This window comes from Streptomyces sp. SP17BM10 (assembly GCF_036322405.1).
In the GTDB taxonomy this organism is placed as follows: domain Bacteria; phylum Actinomycetota; class Actinomycetes; order Streptomycetales; family Streptomycetaceae; genus Kitasatospora.
In genome coordinates, this window is record NZ_JAQYXB010000556.1 from 62,504 (window position 1) to 86,996 (window position 24,493).

Genomic DNA, 24,493 nt, shown 5'->3' on the forward strand with positions numbered 1-24,493 from the left:
ACGACGGCGGGGCCCGGCCGTGTCCGCCGGGCCCCGCCTCGCGTGACGCCCTACCCTCGTCGGGCGCCCGTCCTGCGCCGCAGGACCGCGGCCGCTGCGACCAGCACGGTGGCGCCCAGCGCCGCGCCCGCCGTCACGGCGGGGAGCGGCGAACCGTGGCCGACCGGTGCCGGTGCGGCGGCGCCGACCTGGTAGCCGCCGCCCTCGCCCGCCCGGTCGTACGCCGAGCCGGGCAGCTTGTCCCCGTACCGCTGGTGGACCAGCTCCTGGTACGCGGCCAGCGCCACCCCGTCCGCGCCCACCGAGCGGCGGGCCTCGTCGTCGAGCGGCAGCACCCGGCCGTCGCGCAGCACGTACCACGCGTTGATCTGCGGTTCGCGGAACGCCGTTCCGCCGTCCGCGGCCGCCTTCGCCGCGTAGTCGCTCTCGTCGCCGCCCGAGGCGATGTTGACGACCCGCCAGTCGTCACCCTGGCGGACCGTCCACACCGAGGCGGTCTGCCCGTCCGCCGCGACCACCTTGCTCGCGGTGAACTCCGCCTTCGCGACGGCCGCGCCCGGGGTGCCGGCCACGAAGGCGGCGTCCAGGGTGTACACCGGCACGGTGTCACCGGCGAGTCGAGGCGTCTCCGCCGTCGCCGCCCGGGCCTCCTCGTCCGCGCCGATGGTCAGCTGCTGCGTCGGCGGCACGCCCTTGCGGGCGAAGAAGTGGCCGAGCTTGTCCAGCACGGCCGGGCTCCGCACGGCGTCGCGGGCCTTCGCCAGGTCGGCGGCGGCCACCGGCGCGGGCGCCCCGGCCGGTGCGTCGGCGTGCGCGGCCGGCGCGAGGGCCAGCGCGAAGCCGGCCGCGAGCAGGGCGGTGGTGGCGGCCCGGCGGGCCTTCCCGAGGTCAGTCATGGTCGCCCTCACGCGCCGATCCGGTACAGGGAGTGGGTCCACGAGAACGTGTCGTTGTTCACGTAGTACCAGTAATCCGCCCAGTTGTAGCGGTAGTTGGAGGGCCAGGGGTCGCCCCAGTAGACCCAGTTGTTGCCGGTGTCGTACCCGTAGAGGACGTGCATGTGCCCGCCGCCCGAACTCCACTGGATGCGCGCCTCGATCGGGCGGTTGGCGTCCACCTCGGCCTGCACCGTGCTGTAGCGCAGGTAGCCGGTGACGTACGAGCCGGGGTTGATGCCGATCCAGTCGAGCGCGTTCTGGACGTCGCCCAGCGTGGCCTGGCTGTTGGGGCAGCTGGAGTCCACCGAGCGGCCGAACGCGGCGTTGCAGAACTGGTTCTGGCTGTAGGTGTAGCCGAACCACGTGGCGATGGTGTTCCCGCTCGCCGCCCAGCACCAGTTGGTCTGCTGTTGCTGCTGCATGGTGATGTTGAGCTTCTTGTACGTGCCGGCCAGGTCGGCCGTGCTGCCGGGCGCGGCGACCTGGCGGACCTGGGCGTGCGGCCGGACCGGGGTGGGGACCCGGTCCTGGCCGGGAGCGGCGGCGGCCGGGGTGGCCGCGGCCGCGGTGAGCGCCGGGCCGAGCACGCCCAGCGCGAGCACCGAGACCGCGCGGCGCAGCCGTATCCGTGGAACTGGCATGGGGGAATGCCTCCTTGCACGAGCAGAAGGAAGTGCTGTGTGGGGGCGCGGTCCGGATCGCGCCATGAGCATCGCGCCGTTGACGAAGGGCGGTCAACGGTCCCCGCGCGCACCGCGGATCAGGTGTGAACGGAGACGGCCCGGTGTGAACGCCGCCCGTGGAACGCCCGCGCGACACGCCCGGACGAGTGACAAACGGCCGGGCTGATGTGAATATTCACGGTCAAATCCTGGGCTCCCCACGCCCGTTCCCCAGGAGGAAGACATGCACCGCAGCGAGCACCCCGATCTCGCCGCCGCGCTGCGCACCGGCCCGTTCCACCTGGCCCTGCGCACCGCCATCACCGCCCGCGGCCTCGCCCTGCACCGCGTCCGGCGCCACCTCGCGCTGCGCGGCGTCCACGTGGGCCTCACCAGCCTCAGCTACTGGCAGCAGGGCCGGCGGCGCCCCGAACGGCCGGAATCGCTCCGTGCCGTCGCCGCTCTGGAGGAGGTACTGGACCTGCCCGAGCACTCCCTCACCCGGCTGCTCGGCCCGCGCCGAGCAGCCGACACCGCCCCCGCCGGTCCGCCCGTGCGCCCCTACCGCGACCTCATCACCCCGGCCACCGCGGTCGACGACCTGCTCGCCACCATCGCAGGCCCCCGCGACACCGGGCTGCACACCATCACCCACATCGAGCGGATCCGCATCGGCCCCGACCGCCAACTGGTCCGCCGCGACTCCCAGCACGCGCTGCGTGCCCACCGCGACGGCATCGACCGCTACCTCGCCCTCTACCAGGGCGACCCGGGCTGCGACATCACCCGCGTCGGCGTCCGCGCCGAGGAGAACTGCCGCCCGGGCCGCGTCCGCCGCGACCGGGCCCACCACCTGCTCGTCGCCGAGCTCCTCCTCGACCGCCGGCTGCGGGCGGGCGACACCCACCTGCTCGGCTACGGCTTCGACGACGCGCCCTCGCCCGAACCGAGCTGCGAGTACGTCCGCGGCTTCAACTCGGGCGCGGGCCAGTACGTCCTCCAGGTCACCTTCGACCCGGCCGCCCTGCCCGTCCGCTGCCACCGCTTCGCGCTCCACTCACCGGGCGAAGCACCGTACGAGAGCGAGGAGTTGACGCTCGACGGACACCACTGCGTGCACCTCGTGGCGACGGCGCTGACCCCGTGCCTGCTCGGCGTCCGCTGGGACTGGGAGTGACCCTCCGCGGGGGGCTACCGCTCGGTGAAGCCGACCGCCATGCAGTCCTCCACCGGCCGGAACCCGATCCGCTGGTAGATCGAGTTGCTGACCGGGTTGGCCAGGTCGGTGTAGAGCAGCACCTCGGCGGCACCGGCGGCGAGGGCGTGGGCCGTGGCGGCGGCGGTGACGGCGCTCGCGTAGCCGCGGCCACGCCGGTCGGCGGGGGTGTAGACCGGGCCGATGCGGGACATCCCGGCGATCACCGGGCTGTCGCCGGCCAGCGCGACCGGCTCGCCGCCGTCCTCCCAGAGGTGCGGCCGTCCGCCGGCGATGCGGTCGTCGACGGCCGCGGGGACGTTGGTGGCCAGGACCCCGGCCTCGGCCGCGAACTCCCCGTACCAGCGGATCGCCAGCTCCCGGTCGGCCGCCGTGGCGGGCCGGGAGCGGCCGGGCTCCACCACCCGAAGACCGGCGACCGCTCCCCGAAGACGTTCGGCCCCGCCTCGACCAGCCGGTGCGCCACCGTGAGCAGGACCGTGTTCTCGGCCGGGTGCGCGGCCAGGAAACCGCCCGCCCGCTCGCGGAAGTCGTCGAGGGAGGAGCTCAAGGTCCAGGTCATGCGCCATTCTCGCGCCGCCCCGGGGCGCGACCACCACCGATTAACCGGCCGCCGCACGCCGCCCGCGGCTACTCGACGGCCACGCCCAGCCGCTCGCCCAACACCGCCGCGTCGGTGGTCGGCGCGTCGCACGCGAAGTGCCGGCAGACGTACGCGGCGGGCGCCCCGCCCACCAGCGGCCGGTCCGCCAGCAACGGCACCTCGGTGTCGCCGGTCGCCGGCGCCCCGACCGCCACGACCGCCCCCGGCGCGGTGGCCAGCAGCGCCGCCCGCCGAAGCGCGGCCGTCGCCGGGTCGTCCGCGGGGCCGACCACGGCGACCTCGCGCGGCCCGTCGAGCAGCGCCTCGGCGACGGCCAGGCCCCAGCCGATGAAGCGCGGCGCCCGCGCGGCGAGCGCGCCCACGATGCCGAGCGCCCGTTCGGCGGCGGTGCGGTGGCGGGCCGAGCCGGTGTACGCGGCGTACGTGAGCAGAGCGCCGGCGGCGGCCGTCCAGCCGGACGGGGTCGCGTTGTCGGTCGGGTCCTGCGGGCGGCGGATCAGCTCCTCGGCGTCGTCGGCGGTGTCGTAGAGCGCGCCGGACGCCTCGTCGGTGAAGTGCTTGAGCACCGTGTCGAGGAGTCCGCCCGCCAGCTGGAGCCACTCCGCCTCGCCGGTGACGGCGTACAGCGCGAGGAAGCCCTCGGCGGTGTCCGCGTAGTCCTCCAGCACGCCCGCGTTGGCTCCGGGCCTGCCGTCCCTGGAGGTGCGCAGCAGCCGCCCCTCGGGGGTGAGGTGGACGGCGAGCAGCAGGTCGGCGGCGCGCTCGGCGGCCTCGACCAGGTCGGGCCGCTCGAGGAGGGCGCCGGTCTCGGCGAGGGCGGCGATCGCGAGGCCGTTCCACGCGGCGACGACCTTGTCGTCGCGGGCGGGCGCCGGGCGCAGACCGCGGGCCGCGAGGAGCCGCTCCCTGATGACCTCGAACTCGTCGACGTCCTCGGGGTCGGCGAGGAGTTGGAGGACGGAGGTGCCGTGCTCGAACGTGCCCTCCGCGGTCACCGAGAACAGCCGGGCGGCGGTGGCGGCGTCAGCCGGGCCGAGGAGGTCCACCAACTGGCCCGGCTCCCACACGTAGTACGCGCCCTCGGCGGAGGAGCCGCTCTCCTCGTCGAGGCTGTCGGCGTCCAGCGCGGAGGCGAACGCGCCCTCGGGCGTGCGCAGTTCGCGCAGCAGGAAGTCCGCCGTCGACAGCGCCACCCGGCGCGCCAGCGGGGATCCGGTGGCCCGCCACAGGTGCAGGTAGGCGCGCAGCAGGAGCGCGTTGTCGTACAGCATCTTCTCGAAGTGCGGCACGACCCACCCGGCGTCCACCGCGTACCGGGCGAAGCCGCCGCCGAGCTGGTCGTGGATGCCGCCGCGGGCCATCGCCTCGCCGGTGCGCTCGGCCATCTCCAGCGCCGCCTGCGAGCCGGTGCGGGCGTGGTGGCGCAGCAGGTACTCGATCACCATGGCCGGGGGGAACTTCGGCGCGCCGCCGAAGCCGCCGCGCCGCTCGTCGAAGTCGCGGCCGAGGGTGACCAGTGCCTGGTGCAGGTCGGCCGCCGCGGGCGGGTGGTGTGCGCCGGCCGAGTACACCGAGGCCCGCCCGGCGAGGTCGGCCCGGATCCGCCCGGCCACCTCGCCGACCTCCTCGCGCCGGTCCCGCCAGGCGGCCTCGACGCCCTCCAGCACCTGCCGGAACGACGGCATGCCGTGCCGGGGCTCGGGCGGGAAGTACGTGCCGAAGTAGAACGGCTCCTTGTCCGGCGTCAGGAACACCGTCATCGGCCAGCCGCCCTGCCCGGTGGCCGCCTGCACCGCCTCCATGTAGACGGCGTCGACGTCCGGCCGCTCCTCGCGGTCGACCTTGACGGCGACGAACCGCTCGTTCAGGTACCCGGCGACGTCCTCGTCCTCGAACGACTCGTGCGCCATGACGTGGCACCAGTGGCAGGCGGCGTACCCGACGCTCAGCAGGACGGGCACGCCGCGCCGCGCCGCCTCGGCGAAGGCCGCGGGGCCCCACGGCCACCAGTCCACCGGGTTGTCGGCATGCTGCAGCAGGTAGGGCGAGGTCGCGTCCGCGAGACGGTTCGGCATGGCCCCATCCTCGCGCATCGGCGCCCGGACGGGGCCCGGGGCTCACTCCTTCGGGGACTCCGGGTCCTCGGCGAAGTTGACCTTCTTGAACTGGCGGTTCATCGACTTGGCCAGGAACCAGGTGGCCACGCCGAGGGCGGCGAAGACGACGAAGCCGAGGAGACCGGGGGTGACCTTGGCGTCGTCGACGGCGAGGTCGGCGGCGAGGTGGACGAGGTTCACGGGGGCGCTCATATCTCTATGGTGGCCCGGCTCACGGCGAGCCGGGCCGTCGGGGGGTGGTTCAGTCGCGCGTGTCGGCGGCCTCGGCCACCAGGGTGGGGGTGCGCAGGCCGGCGAACAGGTCGTCCTCCGGCAGGTCCACGTCGATCAGGGTACGGGCGAGCTCGTAGTCCTCGGTGGGCCACACCTCGCGCTGGACCTCCAGCGGGACGCGGAACCACGGGCCGTCCGGGTCGATCTGCGTGGCGTGGGCGATCAGCGCGCGGTCGCGGGTCTCGAACCAGTCGTCGCAGCGCACCCGGGTGGTGATCTCGCGCTCCTTGCGGCCGCTCTTCTCCCAGTTGGCGATCCACTCGCCGTAGGGCGACTCGTGGCCGTGCTCGGTGAGGTAGGCGTGCAGCGCGCGGATGCGGCCCATCGGGAAGCCGTGGTTGTAGTACAGCTTCAGCGGCTGCCAGGGCTCGCCGGCCTCCGGGTAGGCGTCCGGGTCCCCGGCGGCGTCGAAGGCCACCATCGTGATCTTGTGGGTCATGATGTGGTCGGGGTGCGGGTAGCCGCCGTTCTCGTCGTAGGTCGTGATGACCTGCGGGCGGAACTCGCGGATGAGCCGGACCAGCGGCTCGGCCGCCTCCTTCACGTCCTGCAGGGCGAAGCAGCCCTCGGGCAGCGGGGGCAGCGGGTCGCCCTCGGGCAGGCCGGAGTCGACGAAGCCCAGCCAGGCCTGCCGGACGCCGAGGATCGCCCGCGCGGCGTCCATCTCCTTGCGCCGGACCTCGTGGATGTTCTCCTCGACGTACGGGTCCCCCTGGAGCTTGGGGTTGAGGACCGACCCGCGCTCTCCCCCGGTGCAGGTGGCCACGAGCACGTCCACCCCCTGGTCGACGTACATGGCCATGGTGGCCGCGCCCTTGCTGGACTCGTCGTCCGGGTGGGCGTGCACCGCCATCAGTCGCAACTGCTCAGTCAACGCCTTGCGTTCCTTCCATGTGGTCCGGGCGCCGGCGCGAAGCCGGCCCGCCCGTCGTCCGAGCCGCACACTCAGGGACCGTGTCACCGCGGCACCGGTCGGCCGGACGTACGCCGGCACGGCCGGGCCCCGCCCCGCCGCATCGGCCGCGGGCGTGCCCCTCCTATAGTGACGGACTGGAGGAGCGCCGCATTCCCCCGCACCACCCGCGCGGCCCTTCCCCGGAGAGGACTCGTCCCGATGACCGCAGACACCACCACCGCCGAGCTGCCCGAGGGGCGCTACGGCAGGAGCGCCGACCGCGAGGCGGACCGCCGTCTGAAGGTCGTCGGCGCGGTCTGCGGCGTGCTGGGCCTCGGCCTGATCGCCTGGCTGGGCGGCTCGTACCTGCTCCGCGAGACGGCGATCAACGGTTCGGTGCCCACATTCCAGGTGGTGTCGGACTCCGAGGTGCAGCTGCACCTCGCGGTGAGCAAGGGCGACGGGACGGCCGGCACCTGCACCGTCCGCTCGCAGGGCTCCGACGGCTCCGTGGTCGGCCTGGCCGACTTCCCCGTCCCCGCCGCGGGCTCCAGCTACGACGCCGTGGTCAGCCTGCGCACCACCGCCCGGGGCACCACCGCCGAGCTCCTGGGCTGCACACCCGCCAAGTGACCCGCGAACCGCCCGGAATCCGGTAGCGCCGCGCCCGGCGACCTGCGCATATTCGATCTCGCGAACGGGCATCCAGAGAAGGGCCCGCCCGGCTGCCGTACACCTCGGCGAAACGCCGCCGTCAACGGCGCGCCAACGGCCCTCCCGCTTGTCGGCAGGACTTGTTAGGCTCGTGGTTTCGCCCCTTCCGCACCGGATGGTACGGGAGCGGGCGTTGCTTTGTAGTTGAGACCGATATCACCACCGACCTCCTGCTGACGACTCACACCCTCAGCACAGCCCCAGCACCTACGAGGAGCACCTGTGACCCAGACCAGCGAGAACGTGACCTGGCTGACTCAGGCCGGCTACGACCAGCTCAAGGCCGAGCTGGATCACCTGACCGGACCCTGGCGCATCGAGATCGCCCAGAAGATCGAGGCGGCGCGCGAGGAGGGCGACCTCAAGGAGAACGCCGGCTACCACGCCGCCAAGGAGGAGCAGGGCAAGTACGAGCTGCGCATCCGCCAGCTGACCCAGCTCCTGGAGCGCGCCAAGGTCGGCGAGGCCCCCGCGGACTCGGGCGTGGTGGCCCCGGGCATGATCGTCACGGTCGCCTTCGACGGCGACGAGGACGACACCATGGAGTTCCTCCTCGCCTCGCGCGAGGTCGCCAGCTCCGGCGACCTGGACGTCTACTCGCCGCAGTCCCCGCTGGGACGCGCGATCGACGGCAAGCAGATCGGCGACGAGGCCACCTACGAGCTGCCGAACGGCCGGCCCGCCATGGTGAAGATCCTCAAGGTCACGCCGCACGCCGGCTGATCCGCCCCGAACACGCCCGGAGGGCGGCCGCGGAGCTCCGCGGCCGCCCTCCGGCACGTCCGGTCACAGCCCGCGCTCAGCCCGCGGCCGAGCGGTACTTGCGCACCGACAGCCACGAGAACACCGCCGTGATCAGCACCGACCAGGCCAGCGACACCAGCGCCGCGTGCTGCATCGGCCAGGCGCTGTCCACCGGCCCGACCTGGTTGCCGAAGAGCTCCCGGCAGGCCTGCACGGTGGCGCTGAACGGGTTCCAGTACGCGATGCCCTGCAGCCAGCCCGGCATCGAGCTGACCGGCACGAACGCGTTGGACACGAAGGTCAGCGGGAACAGCCAGATCAGGCCGGCCGAGGTGGCCGCCTCCGGGCTGCGCACCGACAGGCCGATCAGCGCGCCGATCCACGAGAAGGCGTAGCCGAGCAGGAGCAGCAGCACGAACGCGCCGAGCGCCTTCAGGATGCCGTCGTGGATCCGCCAGCCGACCGCGAGCGCGACCAGGGCCAGCACGATCAGGGTGAACGCCGTCTGGACCAGGTCGGCCAGGGTGCGCCCGACCAGCACCGCCGAGCGGGCCATCGGCAGCGAGCGGAACCGGTCCACCAGGCCCTTGGTCATGTCCTCGGCGATGCCGGCCGAGGCGCCGGCGGTGGCGAAGGTGACGGTCTGGGCGAAGATGCCGGCCATCAGGAACTGGATGTAGGTGTTGGAGCTGGCCTGCGTCCCGGGGATCTGGATCGCCCCGCCCATGACGAAGGAGAACAGCAGCACGAACATGACGGGCTGCATGAGCCCGAAGACCACGATCTCCGGGATCCGGGCCATCCGGCGCAGGTTGCGCTTGGCGACGACCCAGGAGTCGTGCAGGGTCGCGGAGAGCCCCCGGCGCTGGCGGGGCACCGCCCCGCCGATCGCGTGCTCGGTGGCGGTGGTCATCTCAGCGCTCCGTTCCGGCCGCGACGGCCTGCTTGTCCCGGCCCTCGCCGTCGTCGCCGCCGTCGTCGCCGGCCCGGCCGCCCTTGCCGCGCCCGCCCTTGCCACGGCCCTTGGCGCCCGCGCCGTTCTCGTCGTCCGCGGACTCGGCGACGTGGCCGGTGAGCGTCAGGAAGACGTCGTCCAGCGTCGGGCGGCGCAGGCCGATGTCGTCGATCTCGATCGAGCGGGCGTCGAGCTCGCGGATCGCGTCCGCGAGGACCCGGGCGCCGCCGCTGACCGGGACGGTGATCTTCCGGGTGTTGCGCTCGAGCGCGGGCTCGCCCAGCGCGTACCCGGACAGCGCGGTGAGCGCCGCGGCGACGTCGTCGGCGCGGTGCACGACGACCTCGATGCGCTCGCCGCCGATCTGCGCCTTGAGCTGGTCGGCGGTGCCGCGGGCGATCACCCGGCCGTGGTCGACCACCGCGATGTCGTGGGCGAGGCGGTCGGCCTCCTCCAGGTACTGGGTGGTGAGCAGCAGCGTGGTGCCCTGCTCGACCAGGGTCTCGATGACCTCCCAGAGCGCGAGCCGGTTGCGCGGGTCGAGGCCGGTGGTCGGCTCGTCGAGGAACATCACCGGCGGCCGGACGACCAGCGCCGCGGCGAGGTCCAGGCGCCGGCGCATGCCGCCCGAGTACGTCTTGGCGGTGCGGTCCTTGGCCTCGGTGAGGTTGAACCACTCCAGGAGCTCCAGCGCGCGGGCCTTCGCGTCGCGGGCCGTCATCTGGTAGAGCTCGCCGACCATCTGGAGGTTCTCGAAGCCGGTCAGGTACTCGTCGACGGCGGCGTACTGACCGGAGAGGCCTATCAGGCTGCGGACCCGGTTGGGGTGCTTGAGCACGTCGACCCCGGCGACCACGGCCCGACCGGAATCGGGTTGCAGCAGGGTGGTGAGGACGCGCACGGTGGTCGTCTTGCCGGCGCCGTTGGGGCCGAGCAGCCCGAGCACCGTGCCCTCGGGGACGTCCAGAGTGACGCCGTCGAGGGCCCGTACGTCACCGAAGGTCTTCACCAGGTTCTCGGCTTGGATGGCTGGCGCCATGGCCTGCCTCATCTCCTCGGACGAAATGGGTGATCCGTCCCACTGTGCCCCGGGTGCGGCAACGCGGGCGACTCGGTTTTCGCCCATGGACAGGGGACGCGATGTATCGCGAGTCTGGCAGCTCACGATATATCGCGTCAAGGGAATTCCCGGACCCGCCCGGGGAGGCCGCCGGAGCCGTCGTGAGCCGTCAGGTACCGACGACGTACCCCGCGTCCCGCAGCTCGCCGACCACCACCGCGCAGTGCTCCGGCCCCTTGGTCTCCAGGTGCAGGTCGACCTCGACCTCCGTCAGCCCGAGCCGCGGGTCGGTGCGCACGTGCGCGACGTCCAGCACGTTCGCGTCCACCCTGGTCAGGACGCCCAGCAGGTCCGCCAGCGCGCCCGGCTTGTCGGCGAGCCGCACCCGCAGCGACAGGTACCGCCCGGCCGCCGCCAGCCCGTGCCGCAGCACCCGCTGCATCAGCTGCGGGTCGATGTTGCCGCCCGACAGGACGGCCACCACCGGGCCGTCGAAGGTGCCCGGCTCCTCCAGCAGCGCCGCGATCGGGGCCGCCCCGGCCGGCTCGACGACGAGCTTCAGGCGCTCCAGGCCGAGCAGCAGCGCCCGCGACAGCGCGTCCTCGGAGACCGTCCGGATCCCGTCCGCCAGCGTGTTGACCACCTCGAACGGGATGTCCCCGGGGCGGCCGACCATGATCCCGTCCGCCATGGTGGCGAAGCGCTCCAGCGACACCGGCCGCCCGGCGGCCAGCGAGGGCGGGTACGCGGCGGCGCCCGCCGCCTGCACGCCGACCACCCGCACGTCCGGCCGCAGCGGCTTGACCGCCGCCGCGATCCCGGCCAGCAGCCCGCCGCCGCCCACGCCGACCAGGATGGTCCGCACCTCGGGGCACTGCTCCAGGATCTCCAGGCCCACGGTGGCCTGGCCGGTGACCACGTCCCAGTGGTCGAAGGGGTGGATGAACACCGCGCCGGTCGTCTCCGAGTACCGCTGCGCGGCCTGCAGCGCCTCGTCCACCGTGCTCCCGTGCAGCCGGACCTCGGCGCCGTAGTCGCGGGTCGCCGAGACCTTCGGCAGCGGCGCGGCCACCGGCATGAAGACGGTCGAGCGGACGCCCAGCAGCGAGGCCGCCAGCGCCACGCCCTGGGCGTGGTTCCCGGCGCTCGCCGCGACCACTCCGCCGGCCCGCTGCACCGGCGTGAGTCCCGCGATCCGCACGTACGCCCCGCGCAGCTTGAACGAGCCGGTGCGCTGGAGGTTCTCGCACTTCAGGTGGACCGGCGCGCCGACGAGCGACGACAGGTGGCGGCTGCCCTCCATCGGGGTCACCCTGGCGACCCCGGCCAGCATCTTCTGGGCCCCGCGGACGTCGTCGAGGGTGATCGGCAGGTTGCGCATAACGCCAGCCTACGGCGGCGGCGAGCGGCGATCCGGCATGCCGGGCCTGTTCCCGGGCCAGCCCCGCCCGCGTAATCTGCTGCTTCTGAGCCTCCCTCACCGCACGACGATCGTGAGCCGCGATGACGACGACCTCGCCCCAGGCCACCGACCGCACCGACCCCGTGCACAGCCAACTCCAGTACCAGCTGGCGGTGTTCGCCCGCCGGATGGAACAGGTCCGGACCTCCGACGGCCTCGGCGCGCTGGACCGGGCCGCCTACCTGCTGCTCGACCGCCTGGAGCGGCACGGGCCGGCCAACGTCAAGGCGCTGGCCGACGCGCTCGGCGTGGACTCCTCCACGGTGACCCGCCAGGTCGCCCCGCTGGTGGCGGCCGGGCTGGTCGGCCGGGTCCAGGACCCGGCCGACCGCCGTGCCGTGCGCCTCGCACTGACCCCGCTCGGCGCCCACCGCCTGTGCGAAGTCCGCGACGGCAGAGCCGAGTTGACTCGCCGCCTGGTGGCCGGCTGGCAGCCGGAGGACCAGCACGCGTTCTGCGCGCTGCTGGCCCGCTTCAACCTCGCGATGGAGACCTACACGGCGGACCGGCACGGCCACCCGCCGCAGGGGCAGTGCCCTTGAGCGCCCTCAGCCGAGCGCCTGCTTGAGGTCGGCGAGCAGGTCGTCGATCGACTCGATGCCGACCGAGACGCGGACCAGGTCGGCCGGGACCTCCAGCGGCGAGCCGGCCGCGGAGGCGTGGGTCATCCGGCCCGGGTGCTCGATCAGCGACTCCACGCCGCCGAGCGACTCGCCGAGGGTGAACAGCCGGGCCCGGTTGCAGACCTCGACCGCCGCCTCCTCGCCGCCCGCGACCCGGAACGACACCATGCCGCCGAAGGCCTTCATCTGCTTGGCGGCGATGTCGTGCCCGGGGTGCTCGGGCAGGCCCGGGTACAGCACCTGGCTGACCTTGGGGTGGCTCGCCAGCAGTTCGGCGACCCGCTCGGCGTTGGCGCTGTGGCGGTCCATCCGGACGCCCAGCGTCTTGATGCCGCGCAGCACCAGCCAGGCGTCGAACGGGCCGGAGACGGCGCCCATCGCGTTCTGGTGGTAGGCCACCTCCTCGCCGAGGGCGGCGTCGGCCAGCACCAGCGCACCGCCGACGACGTCCGAGTGGCCGCCCATGTACTTGGTGGTGGAGTGCACGACCGCGTCCGCGCCGAGCGAGATCGGCTGCTGCAGGTACGGGCTGGCGAAGGTGTTGTCGACCACCAGGAGCGCGCCGTGGCCGTGCGCGATCTCGGCGAGCGCGGCCAGGTCCGTGATGCCCAGCAGCGGGTTGGACGGGGTCTCCACCCAGACCGCGCGGGTGTTGGGCCGCAGCGCGGCGCGGACGGTGGCCAGGTCCTGGGTGTTGGCGACGGAGAACTCGACGCCCCAGCGGGTCAGCACCTTGGCGAACAGCCGGAAGGTGCCGCCGTAGGCGTCGTTGGGGATCACGATGTGGTCGCCCGGCTTGAGGATGGTGCGCAGGAGGGTGTCCTCGGCGGCGAGGCCGGAGGCGAAGGCGAGGCCGCGGGCCCCGCCCTCCAGCGCCGCGAGGCACTCCTCCAGCGCCGTGCGGGTCGGGTTGGCGCTGCGGCTGTACTCGTAACCGCCCCGCAGGCCGCCCACCCCGTCCTGCTTGTAGGTGGACACCTGGTAGATCGGCGTGACGACGGCCCCGGTCTGGGGGTCTGCCTCCTGACCCGCGTGGATGGCGAGGGTCTCGAAGCCCTGGGGAAGCTGGTGCTCGGTCATAGGTCGAGCGTAGTGGCCGTTCGGCCGGGCGCCCGCCGGAATGACGGGACGGAATGGGGCGGCGCCCGCGCGCGTTGACGCCTGGGCAACCCTCCCTACCCCGATGGAGCAGGCCGTGCTGTTCAACCGCCACAAGACCTCGCTCGTCCCCGCCGCCCAGGCCCTGCCCGGCCGGGAGTCGCCGGCCTTCGTCCTGCGCGAGGCGCACACCGTCCTCGGGAACCCGCTGGCCGGCCCGTACCCGGAGGGCCTGGAGGTCGCCGACTTCGGGCTGGGCTGCTTCTGGGGCGCCGAGCGCACGTTCTGGCGCGTGCCCGGCGTCTGGACGACGCTGGTCGGCTACCAGGGCGGCCACACGCCGAACCCGACGTACGACGAGGTGTGCAGCGGCCTGACCGGGCACACCGAGGCGGTCCGGGTGGTGTTCGACCCGGCGGTGGTCTCCTACGAGCGGCTGCTGAAGACCTTCTGGGAGGCGCACGACCCGACCCAGGGCAACCGCCAGGGCAACGACGTCGGCACCCAGTACCGCTCCGCCGTCTACACCCACTCCCCCGCCCAGGCCGCCGCCGCGACGGCCACCCGGGACGCCTTCCAGCCGGCCCTGACGGCGCTCGGCCTCGGCCCGATCACCACCGAGATCGCCCCGGCCGGCCCGTTCTACCCGGCCGAGCCGTACCACCAGCAGTACCTGTCCGACGCCAAGAACCCCAACGGCTACTGCGGCCTCGGCGGCACCGGCGCCTCCTGCCCGATCGGCGTGGCCCGCACCGCCGAGGGCTGACGGCCGGCGCGGCCCGGGGGCCGGCCACCCGAGGTGACCGGGCCCCGGGCCGGGCGCAGACTGGAAGGGCCAGCAGGGACGGCCCTTCCACCTGCCCGGCGGCCGGGCCGGCCCGCGCGGAGAGGAGCCGACCATGTCCGGTCTGGTCAGGAAGAACTTCGACGATCCCGAGGAGATCCGCCCCTTCGAGGAGGGCAAGGGCGAGCTGCGGCTGGTCAACCTGGACGCCGGCCCGGTGGGCCGGGCCGTGTTCCAGCCCGGCTGGCAGTGGTCCAAGCACGTGAAGCCGATCGCCAAGACCGACAGCTGCCAGGCCGCGCACCTCGGCTACGTGGTGTCCGGCCGCATGCGGATCGTCATGGACGACGGCGAGCAGGCCGACTTCGGCCCGGGCGACTTCATGATCTGCCCGCCCGGCCACGACGCCTGGATCCTGGGCGACGACCCCTGTGTGGTCGTCGACTGGCAGGGATTCGCCGACTACGCCAAGCGCTGACGCCCCCGGTGCGGGTCGGCGGTCGACACCTCGGCCGGCCTCGGCCGTCGGCGGCCGTTGCGGCGACGAACGCGCTGAACTCCGCGTCCTGTCGCCGTCCCTGCTCGCGTTCCACACCCGTCCGACTCCTCGGGCGGACCGCGAGGTCCGGTCCGCCCGAGGAGGAGTTCCAGGATGGTGTGCCCGGTCGGGGCGGGTCAGAGCGCGCTGCCGGCCTTCCAGTCGGCCCAGGACATGTTCCAGCCGTTGAGGCCGTTGTCCGGGGCGACCGGCTTGTCACCGGAGTTCACGACCTCGACGACGTCGCCGATCATCGAGGACTTGTAGAACCTGTAGCCGTCGGTGCCGCTGTCCGAGGCGCCCTTGGCGTCCTGGAGGCCGACGCAGCCGTGGCTGGTGTTCTGACCGCCGAAGATCGACGGCGAGGACCAGTAGTTGCCGTGGATGAAGGTGCCCGAGGTGGTGAGGCGCTGGGCGTGCGGCACGTCGGCGATGTCGTACTCGCTGCCGAGGTTGACGGTCTGCGAGTTCATCCGGGTCTGCTGGTACTGCTCCGAGATGACCATCTTGCCGCCCCACGTGGTGTGGTCGGGCGCGCCGCCGGAGATCTTGTAGACGGCGCTGACCTGGCCGTCCGTGGTGACGGTCAGCTTCTTGGTGGAGAGGTCGGCGACGCTCGTCTGTGCGCGGCCGATGGTGAAGCTCACGTCCTTGGACTGGGTGCCGTACACGCCCTTGGCGCCCTGGACGTCCTTGAGGCGCAGCTGGACGGTCACCTTGGTGCCCTTGGCCCAGTACTCCTGCGGACGGAAGTCGAGGCGGGTGCTGGAGAACCAGTGGCCGACGATCTCGACGCCGGGCTCGGCGACCACGGTGATCGCCTGCTGGACGGCCTTCTTGTCGGTGACCGGCTTGCTGAAGTTGATCGAGACCGGCATGCCGACGCCGACGACCGACCCGTCCTCTGGGGTGAAGTACCCCACGAAGGTGTTCGCCGGGGTCGCCGTGGTGAAGACGGCGTTGGCGTCCGCCTCCAGCTTGTCCTTGTCGGTGGCGGTCGCGGCGACGGTGTACTTGGTCCCGCTGACCGGCGCGGCGGACGAGGTCCAGCTGGTGCCGTCGGAGGCGAGCTGGCCGGCCAGCTCCTTGCCGGTGGAGTCGGTCACCTTGACGGTGCCGAGGGTGCCGCCCGTGACGGTGACCTTGACCGGGTCGCTGAAGCTCGCGGCGGAGGTGCCGTCGGCCGGGCTGACGGTGATCACGGCGGCCGAGGTCTTCGGGGCGGCGCTGCCGCCCGAGCCCGGGGTGCCGCCGCCGGAACCGCCGGCGCCGCCGGAACCGCCCGCGTCGGCGCTCTTGGTGTCGTTGCAGGCCGCGAGCAGGAGGACGGGCGCCCCGATCAGGCCCGCGAGTACACCGCGCCGGCTCCAGTTGCCCCCGGCCGACCGGCCCTGACCGTCGCGTGCCGTCACGTCACGTTCTCCCTGCTGATCATCCCGGGCATTACGGATACAGAAACGCGATATGCCCGTTCACGGTTCCACCACCGAAGGGTAAGCGATCCTATGAGATGACCCGACCGCCCTCCCGGGACACCGAAACGCCCGGCCCCCGCGTGCGCGGGCCGGGCGTTTCCGCAGCCGTGGTCCTCGACGACTACTCGGCGGACTCCTCCACCGAGTACTCGTCCCACTCCTCGTTGTCCGGGTCGAACTCGGTCTGGGCCGACTCCCAGGTCGCCGAGGCGAGCTCGACGCCCGGCACGTCGCCGAGCAGCGCCACCGGGTCGATGAAGTGGGCGAGCGAGCCCGACGGGTCCACCTCGATGGCCTCGACGGACTGCGCGCGCTCCTCGTCGTCGAGGTAGTCGTCGCCGGCCACCTGCTCCAGGGCCGCCGCCTTGAGGGCGCCCTCGTCGGTGATCTCGGCGATCAGTTCGATCTTGAGCCGGACGTAGCGCGGTGCGTCCTGGCCGGTCGTTTCAGTGCTGGTCATGCGTGCGAGCGTACGGGAAGGGCCGGCCCCTCGGAGAAGGACCGGCCCCGACCGCACTCCGCCTGGGCTCCCCCACCCGGGAGCCGCGGAGTCGCGCCGACCGGCGCGGTGGCGGCCGCGGGAGCCGCCGCACCCTGTCGACCGGCCGGAGCCGGACAGGGTCGGGACGACGGCGCCTCCCGCGGCTTGGCCCCTCCCTCCGCGCAAGCGGTCGGGGAGGGCGGACACGGCCGGCCGGGTCAGGGCCGCCCGACGTGTCCGGAGCCGACCGCGACCACCGGGGAGCCGCTCCCGGTCGGTCACTGTCGCCTCGCTCGGCTTGTTGCCGCTGGAACCACCATGCCGGAGCGTTGTTAACCGCGTGCTGCGGGCAGGTGACGCCGGTGTACCACTTCGCCCGTGGACGAATCCTTCACATCCGCCCGTGGACGAAAGCCGGTGACCGCGCGTCAGCGTCCCGCAGCGTCAGTGCGCGGCGCGGCCGGTCAGGAAGCCGAGCAGGTCCTGCCGGGTGACGATGCCCTGCGGCTTGCCCTCGACCAGCACCACCGCGGCGTCGGCCTTCTCCAGGACGGTCATCAGGTTGGTGACCGTCTCGCCCGAGCCGACCACCGGCAGCGGCTTGGACATCACCTTGTCCAGCGTGTCGGTGAGCTCGATCTCCTTCGCGAAGATGCCCTCCAGCAGCAGCTTCTCCACGACCGAGCCGATCACCTCGCCGGCCATGATGTCCGGGTGGCCGGCGCCCGGGGAGACCACCGGCATCTGCGAGACGCCGTACTCGCGCAGCACCCGGACCGCCTCGGCGACCGTCTCGTTCGGGTGCATGTGGACGAACTGCGGGACGCCGCCCTGCTCGATGCTCTCCTTGCGGGCGAGCACCTCGCCGATGTGGGCCTCGTCGGTGGCCGAGGGCAGGAAGCCGTAGTCGGCCATCCAGTCGTCGTTGAAGATCTTCGACAGGTAGCCGCGGCCGCCGTCCGGCAGCAGCACCACGACGACGTCGTCCGGGCCGAGCTCGCGGGCCACCTCCAGCGCGGCGACCACGGCCATGCCGCAGGAGCCGCCGACCAGCAGGCCCTCCTCCTTGGCCAGGCGGCGGGTCATCTGGAAGGAGTCCTTGTCGGACACGGCGACGATCTCGTCCGCGACGTCGCGGTCGTAGGCGGTGGGCCAGAAGTCCTCACCGACGCCCTCGACCAGGTAGGGCCGGCCGGTGCCGCCCGAGTAGACCGAGCCCTCCGGGTCGGCGCCGACCACCTTGACCTTCCCGCCGGACACCTCCTTCAGGTAGTTGCCGGTGCCCGAGATGGTGCCGCCGGTGCCGACGCCCGCGACGAAGTGGGTGATCTTCCCGTCGGTCTGCTCCCAGAGCTCCGGACCGGTGGAGTGGTAGTGCGAGGCCGGGTTGTCCGGGTTGGAGTACTGGTCCGGCTTCCAGGCGTTCGGGGTCTCGCGGACCAGGCGGTCGGAGACGTTGTAGTACGAGTCCGGGTGCTCCGGGGCGACGGCGGTCGGGCAGACGACCACCTCGGCGCCGTAGGCGCGCAGGGTGTTGATCTTGTCGGTGGACACCTTGTCGGGGCAGACGAAGATGCACTTGTAGCCCTTCTGCTGGGCCACGATCGCCAGACCGACACCGGTGTTGCCCGAGGTCGGCTCGACGATCGTGCCGCCCGGCTTGAGGGCGCCCGAGGCCTCGGCGGCCTCGATCATGCGCATCGCGATGCGGTCCTTGACCGAGCCGCCGGGGTTGAAGTACTCGACCTTCGCCAGCACCGTCGCGCTGATGCCCTCGGTGACCTTGTTCAGCTTGACCAGCGGCGTATTGCCGACCAGGTCGATGATCGAGTTGTGGTACCGCACGGGGGTCCTCCCGGTCTATGGGCATGCGAGTGCTTTCGGTAGACCAAAGCCTAGGCCGTGCCGGGCACACCGGGCCTCCCCTCGTGCACACCGCCCCCAATGGCCCACCTCCCCTCCCGCCTCCGGTAGCCGCACCCCCCGACCGGGTAAGAACGCGGTGCAGGCATTTCCGTGGCCCCGGAGGGGGCGGCACGAGGACGCGAAGGGGGCACCGGATGCCAGGGGCACAGGTTTCTCGGGCCCGGGTGGCCCGTCGGATCGCCACCGCCGCCGCGTACGGCGGCGGCGGTCTCGGTCTGCTCGGGGTCGGCCTCGTGGGACTGCTGGTGACCGAGGGCAGGCTCGCCATCCAGGCCATCGGCATCCTCGAGGGCGACCCGCCGAAGGCCGACGGCGTCTACGGCGAGGCCTTCGCGGACACCGCCGGCGAGCCGCAGCCGCCGCTCGTGCTGGCCGTCTTCGGCGACTCCACCGGCGCCGGCCTCGGCGTGCTGCGCTCCCGCGAAACCCCGGGGGCACTGCTCGCGGCCGGACTCGCCTCGGTGGCCGAGCGCCCGGTCCGGCTGGTGAACGCGGCCCGCTCCGGCGGCCGGTCCGCCGACCTCTCGGGCCAGCTGGAGCAGGCGCTGCCGCACCACCCCGACATCGCGGTGATCATGATCGGCGCCAACGACGTGACCCGCCACAGCCCGGCCCAGCTCGCCGTCCGCCAGCTCGGCGAGGCCGTCGCGGCACTGCGGGCCAACGGCTGCGAGGTGGTGGTCGGCACCTGCCCGGACCTCGGGACGATCAAGCCGGTACGCCCGCCGCTGCGCTGGGTGGCCCGCCGGCTGAGCCGGCAGCTGGCCGCCGCGCAGACCATCGCCGTGGTGGAGGCGGGCGGCCGCACGGTGTCGCTGGGCTCGCTGCTGGGGCCGGAGTTCGCCGCGCGGCCGGAGATGTTCGCGGCCGACCGCTACCACCCGTCCGCCCAGGGCTACGCGACGGCCGCGATGGCCATCCTGCCGTCGGTCTGCGCCGCGCTGGGCCTGTGGCCGGACGAGGAGCACCCGGCCGGTCCGGTGCGGGGCGAGACGGTGCTGCCGGTGGCGATGGCCGCGGCCGCCGCGGCGGGCCGGGCGGGCACCGAGGTCGCCGCGGTGGAGGCCGAGGGCGCGACCCGTCGCTGGGCGCTGCTGCGCAACCGCCTGCGGGGCGGCCTGCCGGGCGGGTGGGCGGTCGGCACCCTGGTCACCGGGCTGCCCGGGGGGCCTCCCGCCGCCCCCGGGGGCACGTCGGCCAGCTCACACGCCGGCGCTGGTGACGCCTGACCTACCAGGCGGTAACTTTCCTCCCGGACGCCAGTCCGCCGTCACCCAGCGAGGAGCCCGTCATGCCCGAAGCCGTCATCGTCAGCGCTACCCGTTCGCCGATCGGCCGGGCGTTCAAGGGCTCGCTCAAGGACGTCCGCCCGGACGACCTGACCGCCCACGTCATCCGGGCCGCGCTGGCCAAGGTGCCGCAGCTGGACCCGCGCGAGATCGACGACCTGATGCTCGGCTGCGGCCTGCCCGGCGGCGAACAGGGCCACAACCTGGCCCGCATCGTGGCCGTCCAGATGGGCATGGACTACCTGCCCGGCGCGACGATCACCCGCTACTGCTCGTCCTCGCTGCAGACCACCCGCATGGCGCTGCACGCGATCAAGGCCGGCGAGGGCGACGTCTTCATCTCGGCTGGCGTCGAGACCGTCTCGCGCAGCGTCAACGGCACCTCGGACGGCATGCCCGGCACCATGAACCCGCTCTTCGACGAGGCCCAGGCCCGCACCAAGAAGCGCGCCGAGGAGGGCGGCGGAGAGTGGCACGACCCGCGCGAGGACGGCCTGCTGCCGGACGCCTACATCGCGATGGGCCAGACCGCCGAGAACCTGGCCGCGCTCAAGGGCATCACCCGCGCCGAGCAGGACGAGTTCGGCGTGCGCTCGCAGAACCTCGCCGAGGCCGCGATCAAGGCGGGCTTCTGGGAGCGCGAGATCACCCCGGTGACGCTCCCGGACGGCACCGTGGTCAGCACCGACGACGGCCCGCGCGCCGGCGTCACGCTGGAGGGCGTGTCCGGTCTGAAGCCGGTGTTCCGCCCCGACGGCACCGTGACCGCCGCCAACTGCTGCCCGCTGAACGACGGCGCCGCCGCCCTGGTGATCATGTCCGACACCAAGGCCCGCGAGCTCGGCATCACCCCGCTCGCCCGCGTCGTCTCCACCGGCGTCAGCGCCCTCTCCCCCGAGATCATGGGCTACGGCCCGGTCGAGGCCTCCAAGCAGGCGCTGAAGCGGGCCGGCCTGGGCATCGGCGACATCGACCTGGTCGAGATCAACGAGGCCTTCGCCGCCCAGGTCATCCCGTCCTACCGGGACCTCGGCATCGACCTGGACCGGCTGAACGTCAACGGCGGCGGCATCGCGGTCGGCCACCCCTTCGGCATGACCGGCGCCCGGATCACCACCACGCTGATCAACTCCCTGCAGTGGCACGACAAGCAGTTCGGTCTGGAGACCATGTGCGTCGGCGGCGGCCAGGGCATGGCGATGGTCATCGAGCGCCTCAGCTGACCCCCGCCGTTCCCCGACCGGCGTCCGCCGCACCCCTGCAAGGGCCTGGCCCACCCATTTGGAGTGACGCACGGTAATTGAGGGCCGGATCACACCGCGAGGTCGATCCGGCCCTCTTTCCGTTCGTTTCCGACCCGGAAATCGACACTGCGGAGCGGATCAACTCCGCAGCGTAGAACGGTACTACTTAACAATTTGGGGACAAGGGAGAAAGTCCGGGACGAATTAGACATTCGCCACTGCGGTCACACCCCCGCATGCGGCAGTGTGGAGACGTAACCCCGTTCCGCTCCTCCCTAGGAGTACGTTCCGTGAGCGCCGTCTACACCATCCTGCTGCTGATCCTGATCACCGTGTCGGCCGCCGTGCTGATCCACCTCCGAGGGCTCTCCCGCAGGCTGGACGCACAGGCCGCGACCCAGGCCGCACCGGCCGCGGTCGACGAGGCCGCGATACGCCGGGCCGTGACGCAGGCGCTCGCCGCCGACCGCGAGCGGGAGATCACCGAGGCCCGGGCGTTCTGGGCGGAGCAGGAGGCCCGCGCGGCCGAGGACGCGCCGCTGTTCGACTCCCCCTTCACCGGCGCCTTCTCCGGCACCGACGAGTGGCCGCTGTTCTTCCCCCGCCCCACCGGCCCGCAGGACGCCGCCGACAACGCCGGAACGATGGACCCGGAGTTCGGCGAGGCGCTGCGCTCCGCGCTGGAGGACCTGATCACCGAGGGTGGCATCGCCCCGGCCGATCCGGGCACCGACGGCGGCGCGCCGCTGCGCCCCGGGCACCCGGCCGGCGCCGAGGCCTGCGGTGACGCCCACGCCCGCCGCGAGGCCGACCTGATCGCCACCGGCCTGGAGGCCGGCCTGCTGGACGCCGAGCCGGCCGTCGAGGACGCCCCGGCCGCCGCTCCGGACCCCCGCCGCCACCCCTCGCACCCCGACTTCGTGCCCAGCCAGGCCCCGTCCCGCGAGTGGACCGACATCCGGCTGGCCACCCTCGCCGACGAGGGCGTCGCCCTGATCGACGTGCGCCCCGGCCCGCTGGGCACCCTGGACGTGTACGCCTTCGCCGACGGCACCACGCTGTGCGTGGCCCCGGGCGACCGCGAGGCCGCCTACCGGCTGATCGACGCGGTCCGGGCCGGCGAGCACGTCCGACTGCTGGGCGGCTCGCGCTTCTCCGGCTCGTACTCGCTGACGTTCTCCACCGACGACGAGGCCGTCTACGTCCTCGCCGACCGGGTGGTCGCCAGCATCTGACGCCCGCTCACCGTACGTCACCGCACGTCACCAACGGCCGCCCGGGTCCCAGGGGTTACCGACCCGGGCGGCCTTCGCCGTTCCCGCTGCCCCGGACGCACCGCACGCACCGCACGCACCGCACGCACCGCACGCGCCGCACGCGCCTACGCGCAGAGCGCCGCCGTCTCGCCGACCGCCGCGACCGCCCCGGCCAGCACCGCGGACGCCCGTGCGGGGCCGCCGAGTTGCCGCGGCAGCGCCACCTCGGCGTCCTCCGGCAGGGCCGCGAGCGCGAGCGCCAGGTCGTGCCCGGCGACGGCCAGCTGGTCCCCCACCGCGAACGGGCCCGCGTCCGGGAACTCCCGCTCCGGCCCGCCCTCCGCGGCGCCCCCCAACGCCGCCAGCCGGCGCGCCAGCGCCAGCGCGGCCGCCGCCCGCGACGCGTGCCCGGGCACGGCGCCGAGCAGCTTGCTCTGCGGCAGCGAGCGGAAACGATCCGCCAGGGAGTCGACGGCTTCGACCAGGGGCTGTACGTCATGCATGCCGAAGAGCCTACGGGGATCCAACGCCGCCGGGCCCCGGAGCGGTGTGCTCCGGGGCCCGGCGGCAGTGGGCGGCGGGATCCCCGCCGGGGTCGTCGATCAGTCGTCGCCGCGCAGGATGGCGATCAGGCGCAGCATCTCGACGTAGATCCAGACCAGCGAGAGGGTGAGCCCGAAGGCGGCCCGCCAGGCCTCCTTCTGCGGCGCGCCCTGCGCGATGGCCTCCTCGATAGCCGCGAAGTCCAGCGAGAGGAAGAAGGCGCCGAGGCCGATGCCGATCAGGCCGACCACGATGCCCAGCGGCCCCGAGCGCAGACCGAGGTCGGCGCCGAAGGCCATCGCGATCACGTTGATCAGCATGAGCAGTACGAAGCCCATGGCGATCGCGATGCCGATCCGGGTGTACTTCGGGGTGACCCGGATCTTCCCGCTCTTGTAGGCGACCAGCATCGCGGCGAAGACCGCCGCCGTGCCCAGCACCGCCTGGATCGCGATGCCCGGCCACATGGTGTTGAACGCGTGGGTGACGGCGCCGAGTGCGAAGCCCTCGAGGGCCGCGTACAGCAGGATCAGCGGCGGGCTGACGCTCCGCTTGAAGGAGACGATCAGGCCGACGACCATGGCCACCAGGCTCGCGCCGATCGCGACGCCGAAGTTCTCGAACGGCAGCGCGAACCAGGCCACCGCGCCGGCGGCGACCAGGGTCAGCAGCGTCATGGCGGTGCGCGCGACCACGTCGTCGAGCGTCATCCGCCCGGTGGCCAACGACCCGGCGGACGGGCCGTTGTACATCTCGTACAGCTGTTCGTCGCTCAGCGGGGCCTGGCCCGGCTGCTGGGCGTAGGGGCCGCCCGCGTAGGGGTTGCCGTACGGACCCCCGGCCTGCGCGGTGGTCCCGAACCCTGCGTAGCCGGGCTCGCGGGTGAAGGACCCCTCCCGCGAGAAGACCGGGTTGCTGCTTCTCATTGCTCATTCCCTCCGTGGCGGCACTGCACCGCCCCGGACCCAGGGTAATGGCTTGGCAAAAATATCGGGATACGCCGCGAGGATGATCCGTCAGGAGGACTCACGGCGGGGACGCCGGCGGCGCCCCCGCGCGTCGAGCGGTGCCCGGAGCCGGACTCGAACCGGCACGGCCTCGCGGCCAAGCAGTTTTAAGCTGCCCGTGTCTGCGTTCCACCATCCGGGCGTCCTGCGAACCACCCTGAGCCTAGTCGCCCGGCTCACCCTTTCGCATGTTCCAGGCCCGGGAAGTTGTCATGTTTCCTTGCCATCTGACGAACTGTTCGAGATTCGGCCACGAAGCGCACCGGTTCCGGCCACCGCCCCGGCCTCAGGGTCGCCGTCATACCGCAGGAGGAGGGTTCCGGGCGGCCGTACGCCCAGGGGCGGTCGGGCCAACCGTTCGACGGGGCGACGATAGACCATGATCACGCGACGGAGCATGGAGGTACGAATCCGCGACCAGCAAGGAGCACCCCCGTGACCTCGTCGACCGCAACCGCCGTCCGCACCGGCCGGGCGGCCGCCCGCGCCACCGGCCTGAACAAGGTCTACGGGGAGGGGGAGACCCGCGTGGTCGCCCTGGACAACGTCAGCGTCGAGTTCCCCCAGGGCGAGTTCACCGCCATCATGG

General features: G+C 73.1%; 24 protein-coding genes, 1 tRNA gene and 1 pseudogene. 10 read left to right on the forward strand and 16 right to left on the reverse strand.

Annotated features, from left to right (window positions below; translation table 11 throughout):
* Positions 1-50: 50 nt before the first annotated feature.
* Positions 51-896 (reverse strand): hypothetical protein, encoded by an 846-nt coding sequence (locus PUR71_RS14485; protein WP_329927386.1) that lies wholly within the window; start codon positions 894-896, stop codon positions 51-53.
* Positions 897-904: 8 nt separating this feature from the next.
* On the reverse strand, positions 905-1,579 hold the full coding sequence (locus tag PUR71_RS14490) for a papain-like cysteine protease family protein (RefSeq protein WP_329927387.1): 675 nt from the start codon (positions 1,577-1,579) through the stop codon (positions 905-907).
* Between the two features lie 265 nt (positions 1,580-1,844).
* Here PUR71_RS14490 and PUR71_RS14495 point away from each other — a divergent pair, with 265 nt between their 5' ends.
* Positions 1,845-2,777 carry a hypothetical protein gene (locus PUR71_RS14495; RefSeq protein WP_329927388.1) on the forward strand — a complete coding sequence of 311 codons (933 nt, stop codon included), beginning with the start codon at positions 1,845-1,847 and terminating at the stop codon, positions 2,775-2,777.
* Between the two features lie 14 nt (positions 2,778-2,791).
* Here PUR71_RS14495 and PUR71_RS14500 read toward each other — a convergent pair whose 3' ends face one another.
* From PUR71_RS14500 to mca, 4 genes are all read right to left on the reverse strand, one after another.
* Positions 2,792-3,220: a GNAT family N-acetyltransferase gene (locus PUR71_RS14500; RefSeq protein WP_329927389.1), complete on the reverse strand. Its 429-nt coding sequence runs from the start codon at positions 3,218-3,220 to the stop codon at positions 2,792-2,794.
* A 226-nt stretch (positions 3,221-3,446) separates the two neighbouring features.
* On the reverse strand, positions 3,447-5,495 hold the full coding sequence (locus PUR71_RS14505; RefSeq protein WP_329927390.1) for a thioredoxin domain-containing protein: 2,049 nt from the start codon (positions 5,493-5,495) through the stop codon (positions 3,447-3,449).
* Positions 5,496-5,537: 42 nt separating this feature from the next.
* Entirely contained in the window at positions 5,538-5,729 is a 192-nt protein-coding gene (locus PUR71_RS14510; protein WP_329927391.1) for a hypothetical protein, read from the reverse strand.
* A 49-nt stretch (positions 5,730-5,778) separates the two neighbouring features.
* Positions 5,779-6,684 carry a mycothiol conjugate amidase Mca gene (gene mca / locus PUR71_RS14515; protein WP_329927392.1) on the reverse strand — a complete coding sequence of 302 codons (906 nt, stop codon included), beginning with the start codon at positions 6,682-6,684 and terminating at the stop codon, positions 5,779-5,781.
* A gap of 240 nt (positions 6,685-6,924) precedes the next feature.
* Here mca and PUR71_RS14520 point away from each other — a divergent pair, with 240 nt between their 5' ends.
* Positions 6,925-7,338, forward strand: coding sequence for a DUF4307 domain-containing protein (locus tag PUR71_RS14520; RefSeq protein WP_329927393.1), 414 nt, complete (start codon positions 6,925-6,927; stop codon positions 7,336-7,338).
* A 303-nt stretch (positions 7,339-7,641) separates the two neighbouring features.
* The gene (gene greA, locus PUR71_RS14525; RefSeq protein ID WP_329927394.1) at positions 7,642-8,142 is read left to right on the forward strand and encodes a transcription elongation factor GreA; all 501 of its coding nucleotides are present in this window, start codon (positions 7,642-7,644) and stop codon (positions 8,140-8,142) included.
* Between the two features lie 76 nt (positions 8,143-8,218).
* On the opposite strand, the gene PUR71_RS14530 is transcribed toward greA, so the two are convergent.
* The 3 genes from PUR71_RS14530 to ilvA form a co-directional block, all read right to left on the reverse strand.
* Positions 8,219-9,076: an ABC transporter permease gene (locus PUR71_RS14530; protein ID WP_329927395.1), complete on the reverse strand. Its 858-nt coding sequence runs from the start codon at positions 9,074-9,076 to the stop codon at positions 8,219-8,221.
* A 1-nt stretch (position 9,077) separates the two neighbouring features.
* Positions 9,078-10,157 (reverse strand): ATP-binding cassette domain-containing protein, encoded by a 1,080-nt coding sequence (locus PUR71_RS14535; protein ID WP_329927396.1) that lies wholly within the window; start codon positions 10,155-10,157, stop codon positions 9,078-9,080.
* 190 nt (positions 10,158-10,347) lie between these two features.
* Complete coding sequence (gene ilvA / locus PUR71_RS14540; protein ID WP_329927397.1) at positions 10,348-11,559, reverse strand: threonine ammonia-lyase; 1,212 nt, start codon at positions 11,557-11,559, stop codon at positions 10,348-10,350.
* Between the two features lie 122 nt (positions 11,560-11,681).
* Here ilvA and PUR71_RS14545 point away from each other — a divergent pair, with 122 nt between their 5' ends.
* Entirely contained in the window at positions 11,682-12,182 is a 501-nt protein-coding gene (locus tag PUR71_RS14545) for a MarR family winged helix-turn-helix transcriptional regulator (protein WP_329927398.1), read from the forward strand.
* Positions 12,183-12,188: 6 nt separating this feature from the next.
* On the opposite strand, the gene PUR71_RS14550 is transcribed toward PUR71_RS14545, so the two are convergent.
* Positions 12,189-13,343 (reverse strand): cystathionine gamma-synthase, encoded by a 1,155-nt coding sequence (locus PUR71_RS14550; protein WP_329927399.1) that lies wholly within the window; start codon positions 13,341-13,343, stop codon positions 12,189-12,191.
* Between the two features lie 103 nt (positions 13,344-13,446).
* Here PUR71_RS14550 and msrA point away from each other — a divergent pair, with 103 nt between their 5' ends.
* Entirely contained in the window at positions 13,447-14,127 is a 681-nt protein-coding gene (gene msrA / locus PUR71_RS14555; protein WP_329927400.1) for a peptide-methionine (S)-S-oxide reductase MsrA, read from the forward strand.
* Positions 14,128-14,260: 133 nt separating this feature from the next.
* A complete protein-coding gene (locus PUR71_RS14560) occupies positions 14,261-14,623 on the forward strand; it encodes a cupin domain-containing protein (protein ID WP_329927401.1) in 363 nt (120 codons plus the stop codon).
* 197 nt (positions 14,624-14,820) lie between these two features.
* Here PUR71_RS14560 and PUR71_RS14565 read toward each other — a convergent pair whose 3' ends face one another.
* The 3 genes from PUR71_RS14565 to PUR71_RS14575 form a co-directional block, all read right to left on the reverse strand.
* Complete coding sequence (locus PUR71_RS14565; protein ID WP_329927402.1) at positions 14,821-16,095, reverse strand: L,D-transpeptidase; 1,275 nt, start codon at positions 16,093-16,095, stop codon at positions 14,821-14,823.
* Between the two features lie 184 nt (positions 16,096-16,279).
* On the reverse strand, positions 16,280-16,618 hold the full coding sequence (locus PUR71_RS14570; RefSeq protein WP_329927403.1) for a hypothetical protein: 339 nt from the start codon (positions 16,616-16,618) through the stop codon (positions 16,280-16,282).
* A gap of 465 nt (positions 16,619-17,083) precedes the next feature.
* Positions 17,084-18,484, reverse strand: a complete 1,401-nt coding sequence (locus PUR71_RS14575; protein WP_329927404.1) for a cystathionine beta-synthase — start codon at positions 18,482-18,484, stop codon at positions 17,084-17,086.
* A gap of 215 nt (positions 18,485-18,699) precedes the next feature.
* Here PUR71_RS14575 and PUR71_RS14580 point away from each other — a divergent pair, with 215 nt between their 5' ends.
* The 3 genes from PUR71_RS14580 to PUR71_RS14590 all read left to right on the forward strand — a co-directional run bounded on the left by PUR71_RS14580 (position 18,700) and on the right by PUR71_RS14590 (position 22,333).
* Positions 18,700-19,794 (forward strand): SGNH/GDSL hydrolase family protein, encoded by a 1,095-nt coding sequence (locus tag PUR71_RS14580; protein WP_329927405.1) that lies wholly within the window; start codon positions 18,700-18,702, stop codon positions 19,792-19,794.
* A gap of 62 nt (positions 19,795-19,856) precedes the next feature.
* Positions 19,857-21,077, forward strand: a complete 1,221-nt coding sequence (locus PUR71_RS14585; protein ID WP_329927406.1) for an acetyl-CoA C-acetyltransferase — start codon at positions 19,857-19,859, stop codon at positions 21,075-21,077.
* 311 nt (positions 21,078-21,388) lie between these two features.
* Positions 21,389-22,333: a hypothetical protein gene (locus tag PUR71_RS14590; RefSeq protein WP_329927407.1), complete on the forward strand. Its 945-nt coding sequence runs from the start codon at positions 21,389-21,391 to the stop codon at positions 22,331-22,333.
* Between the two features lie 146 nt (positions 22,334-22,479).
* Here the strand turns inward: PUR71_RS14590 and PUR71_RS14595 are convergent, their stop codons facing one another.
* From PUR71_RS14595 to PUR71_RS14605, 3 genes are all read right to left on the reverse strand, one after another.
* Positions 22,480-22,857, reverse strand: a complete 378-nt coding sequence (locus tag PUR71_RS14595; RefSeq protein WP_329927408.1) for a hypothetical protein — start codon at positions 22,855-22,857, stop codon at positions 22,480-22,482.
* A 99-nt stretch (positions 22,858-22,956) separates the two neighbouring features.
* Positions 22,957-23,823 (reverse strand): Bax inhibitor-1/YccA family protein, encoded by an 867-nt coding sequence (locus PUR71_RS14600; RefSeq protein ID WP_329927409.1) that lies wholly within the window; start codon positions 23,821-23,823, stop codon positions 22,957-22,959.
* 141 nt (positions 23,824-23,964) lie between these two features.
* Positions 23,965-24,046: transfer RNA gene (locus PUR71_RS14605), tRNA-Leu, on the reverse strand.
* Between the two features lie 293 nt (positions 24,047-24,339).
* Here PUR71_RS14605 and PUR71_RS14610 point away from each other — a divergent pair.
* Positions 24,340-24,493: pseudogene (locus PUR71_RS14610) on the forward strand (ABC transporter ATP-binding protein); the annotation flags it as partial.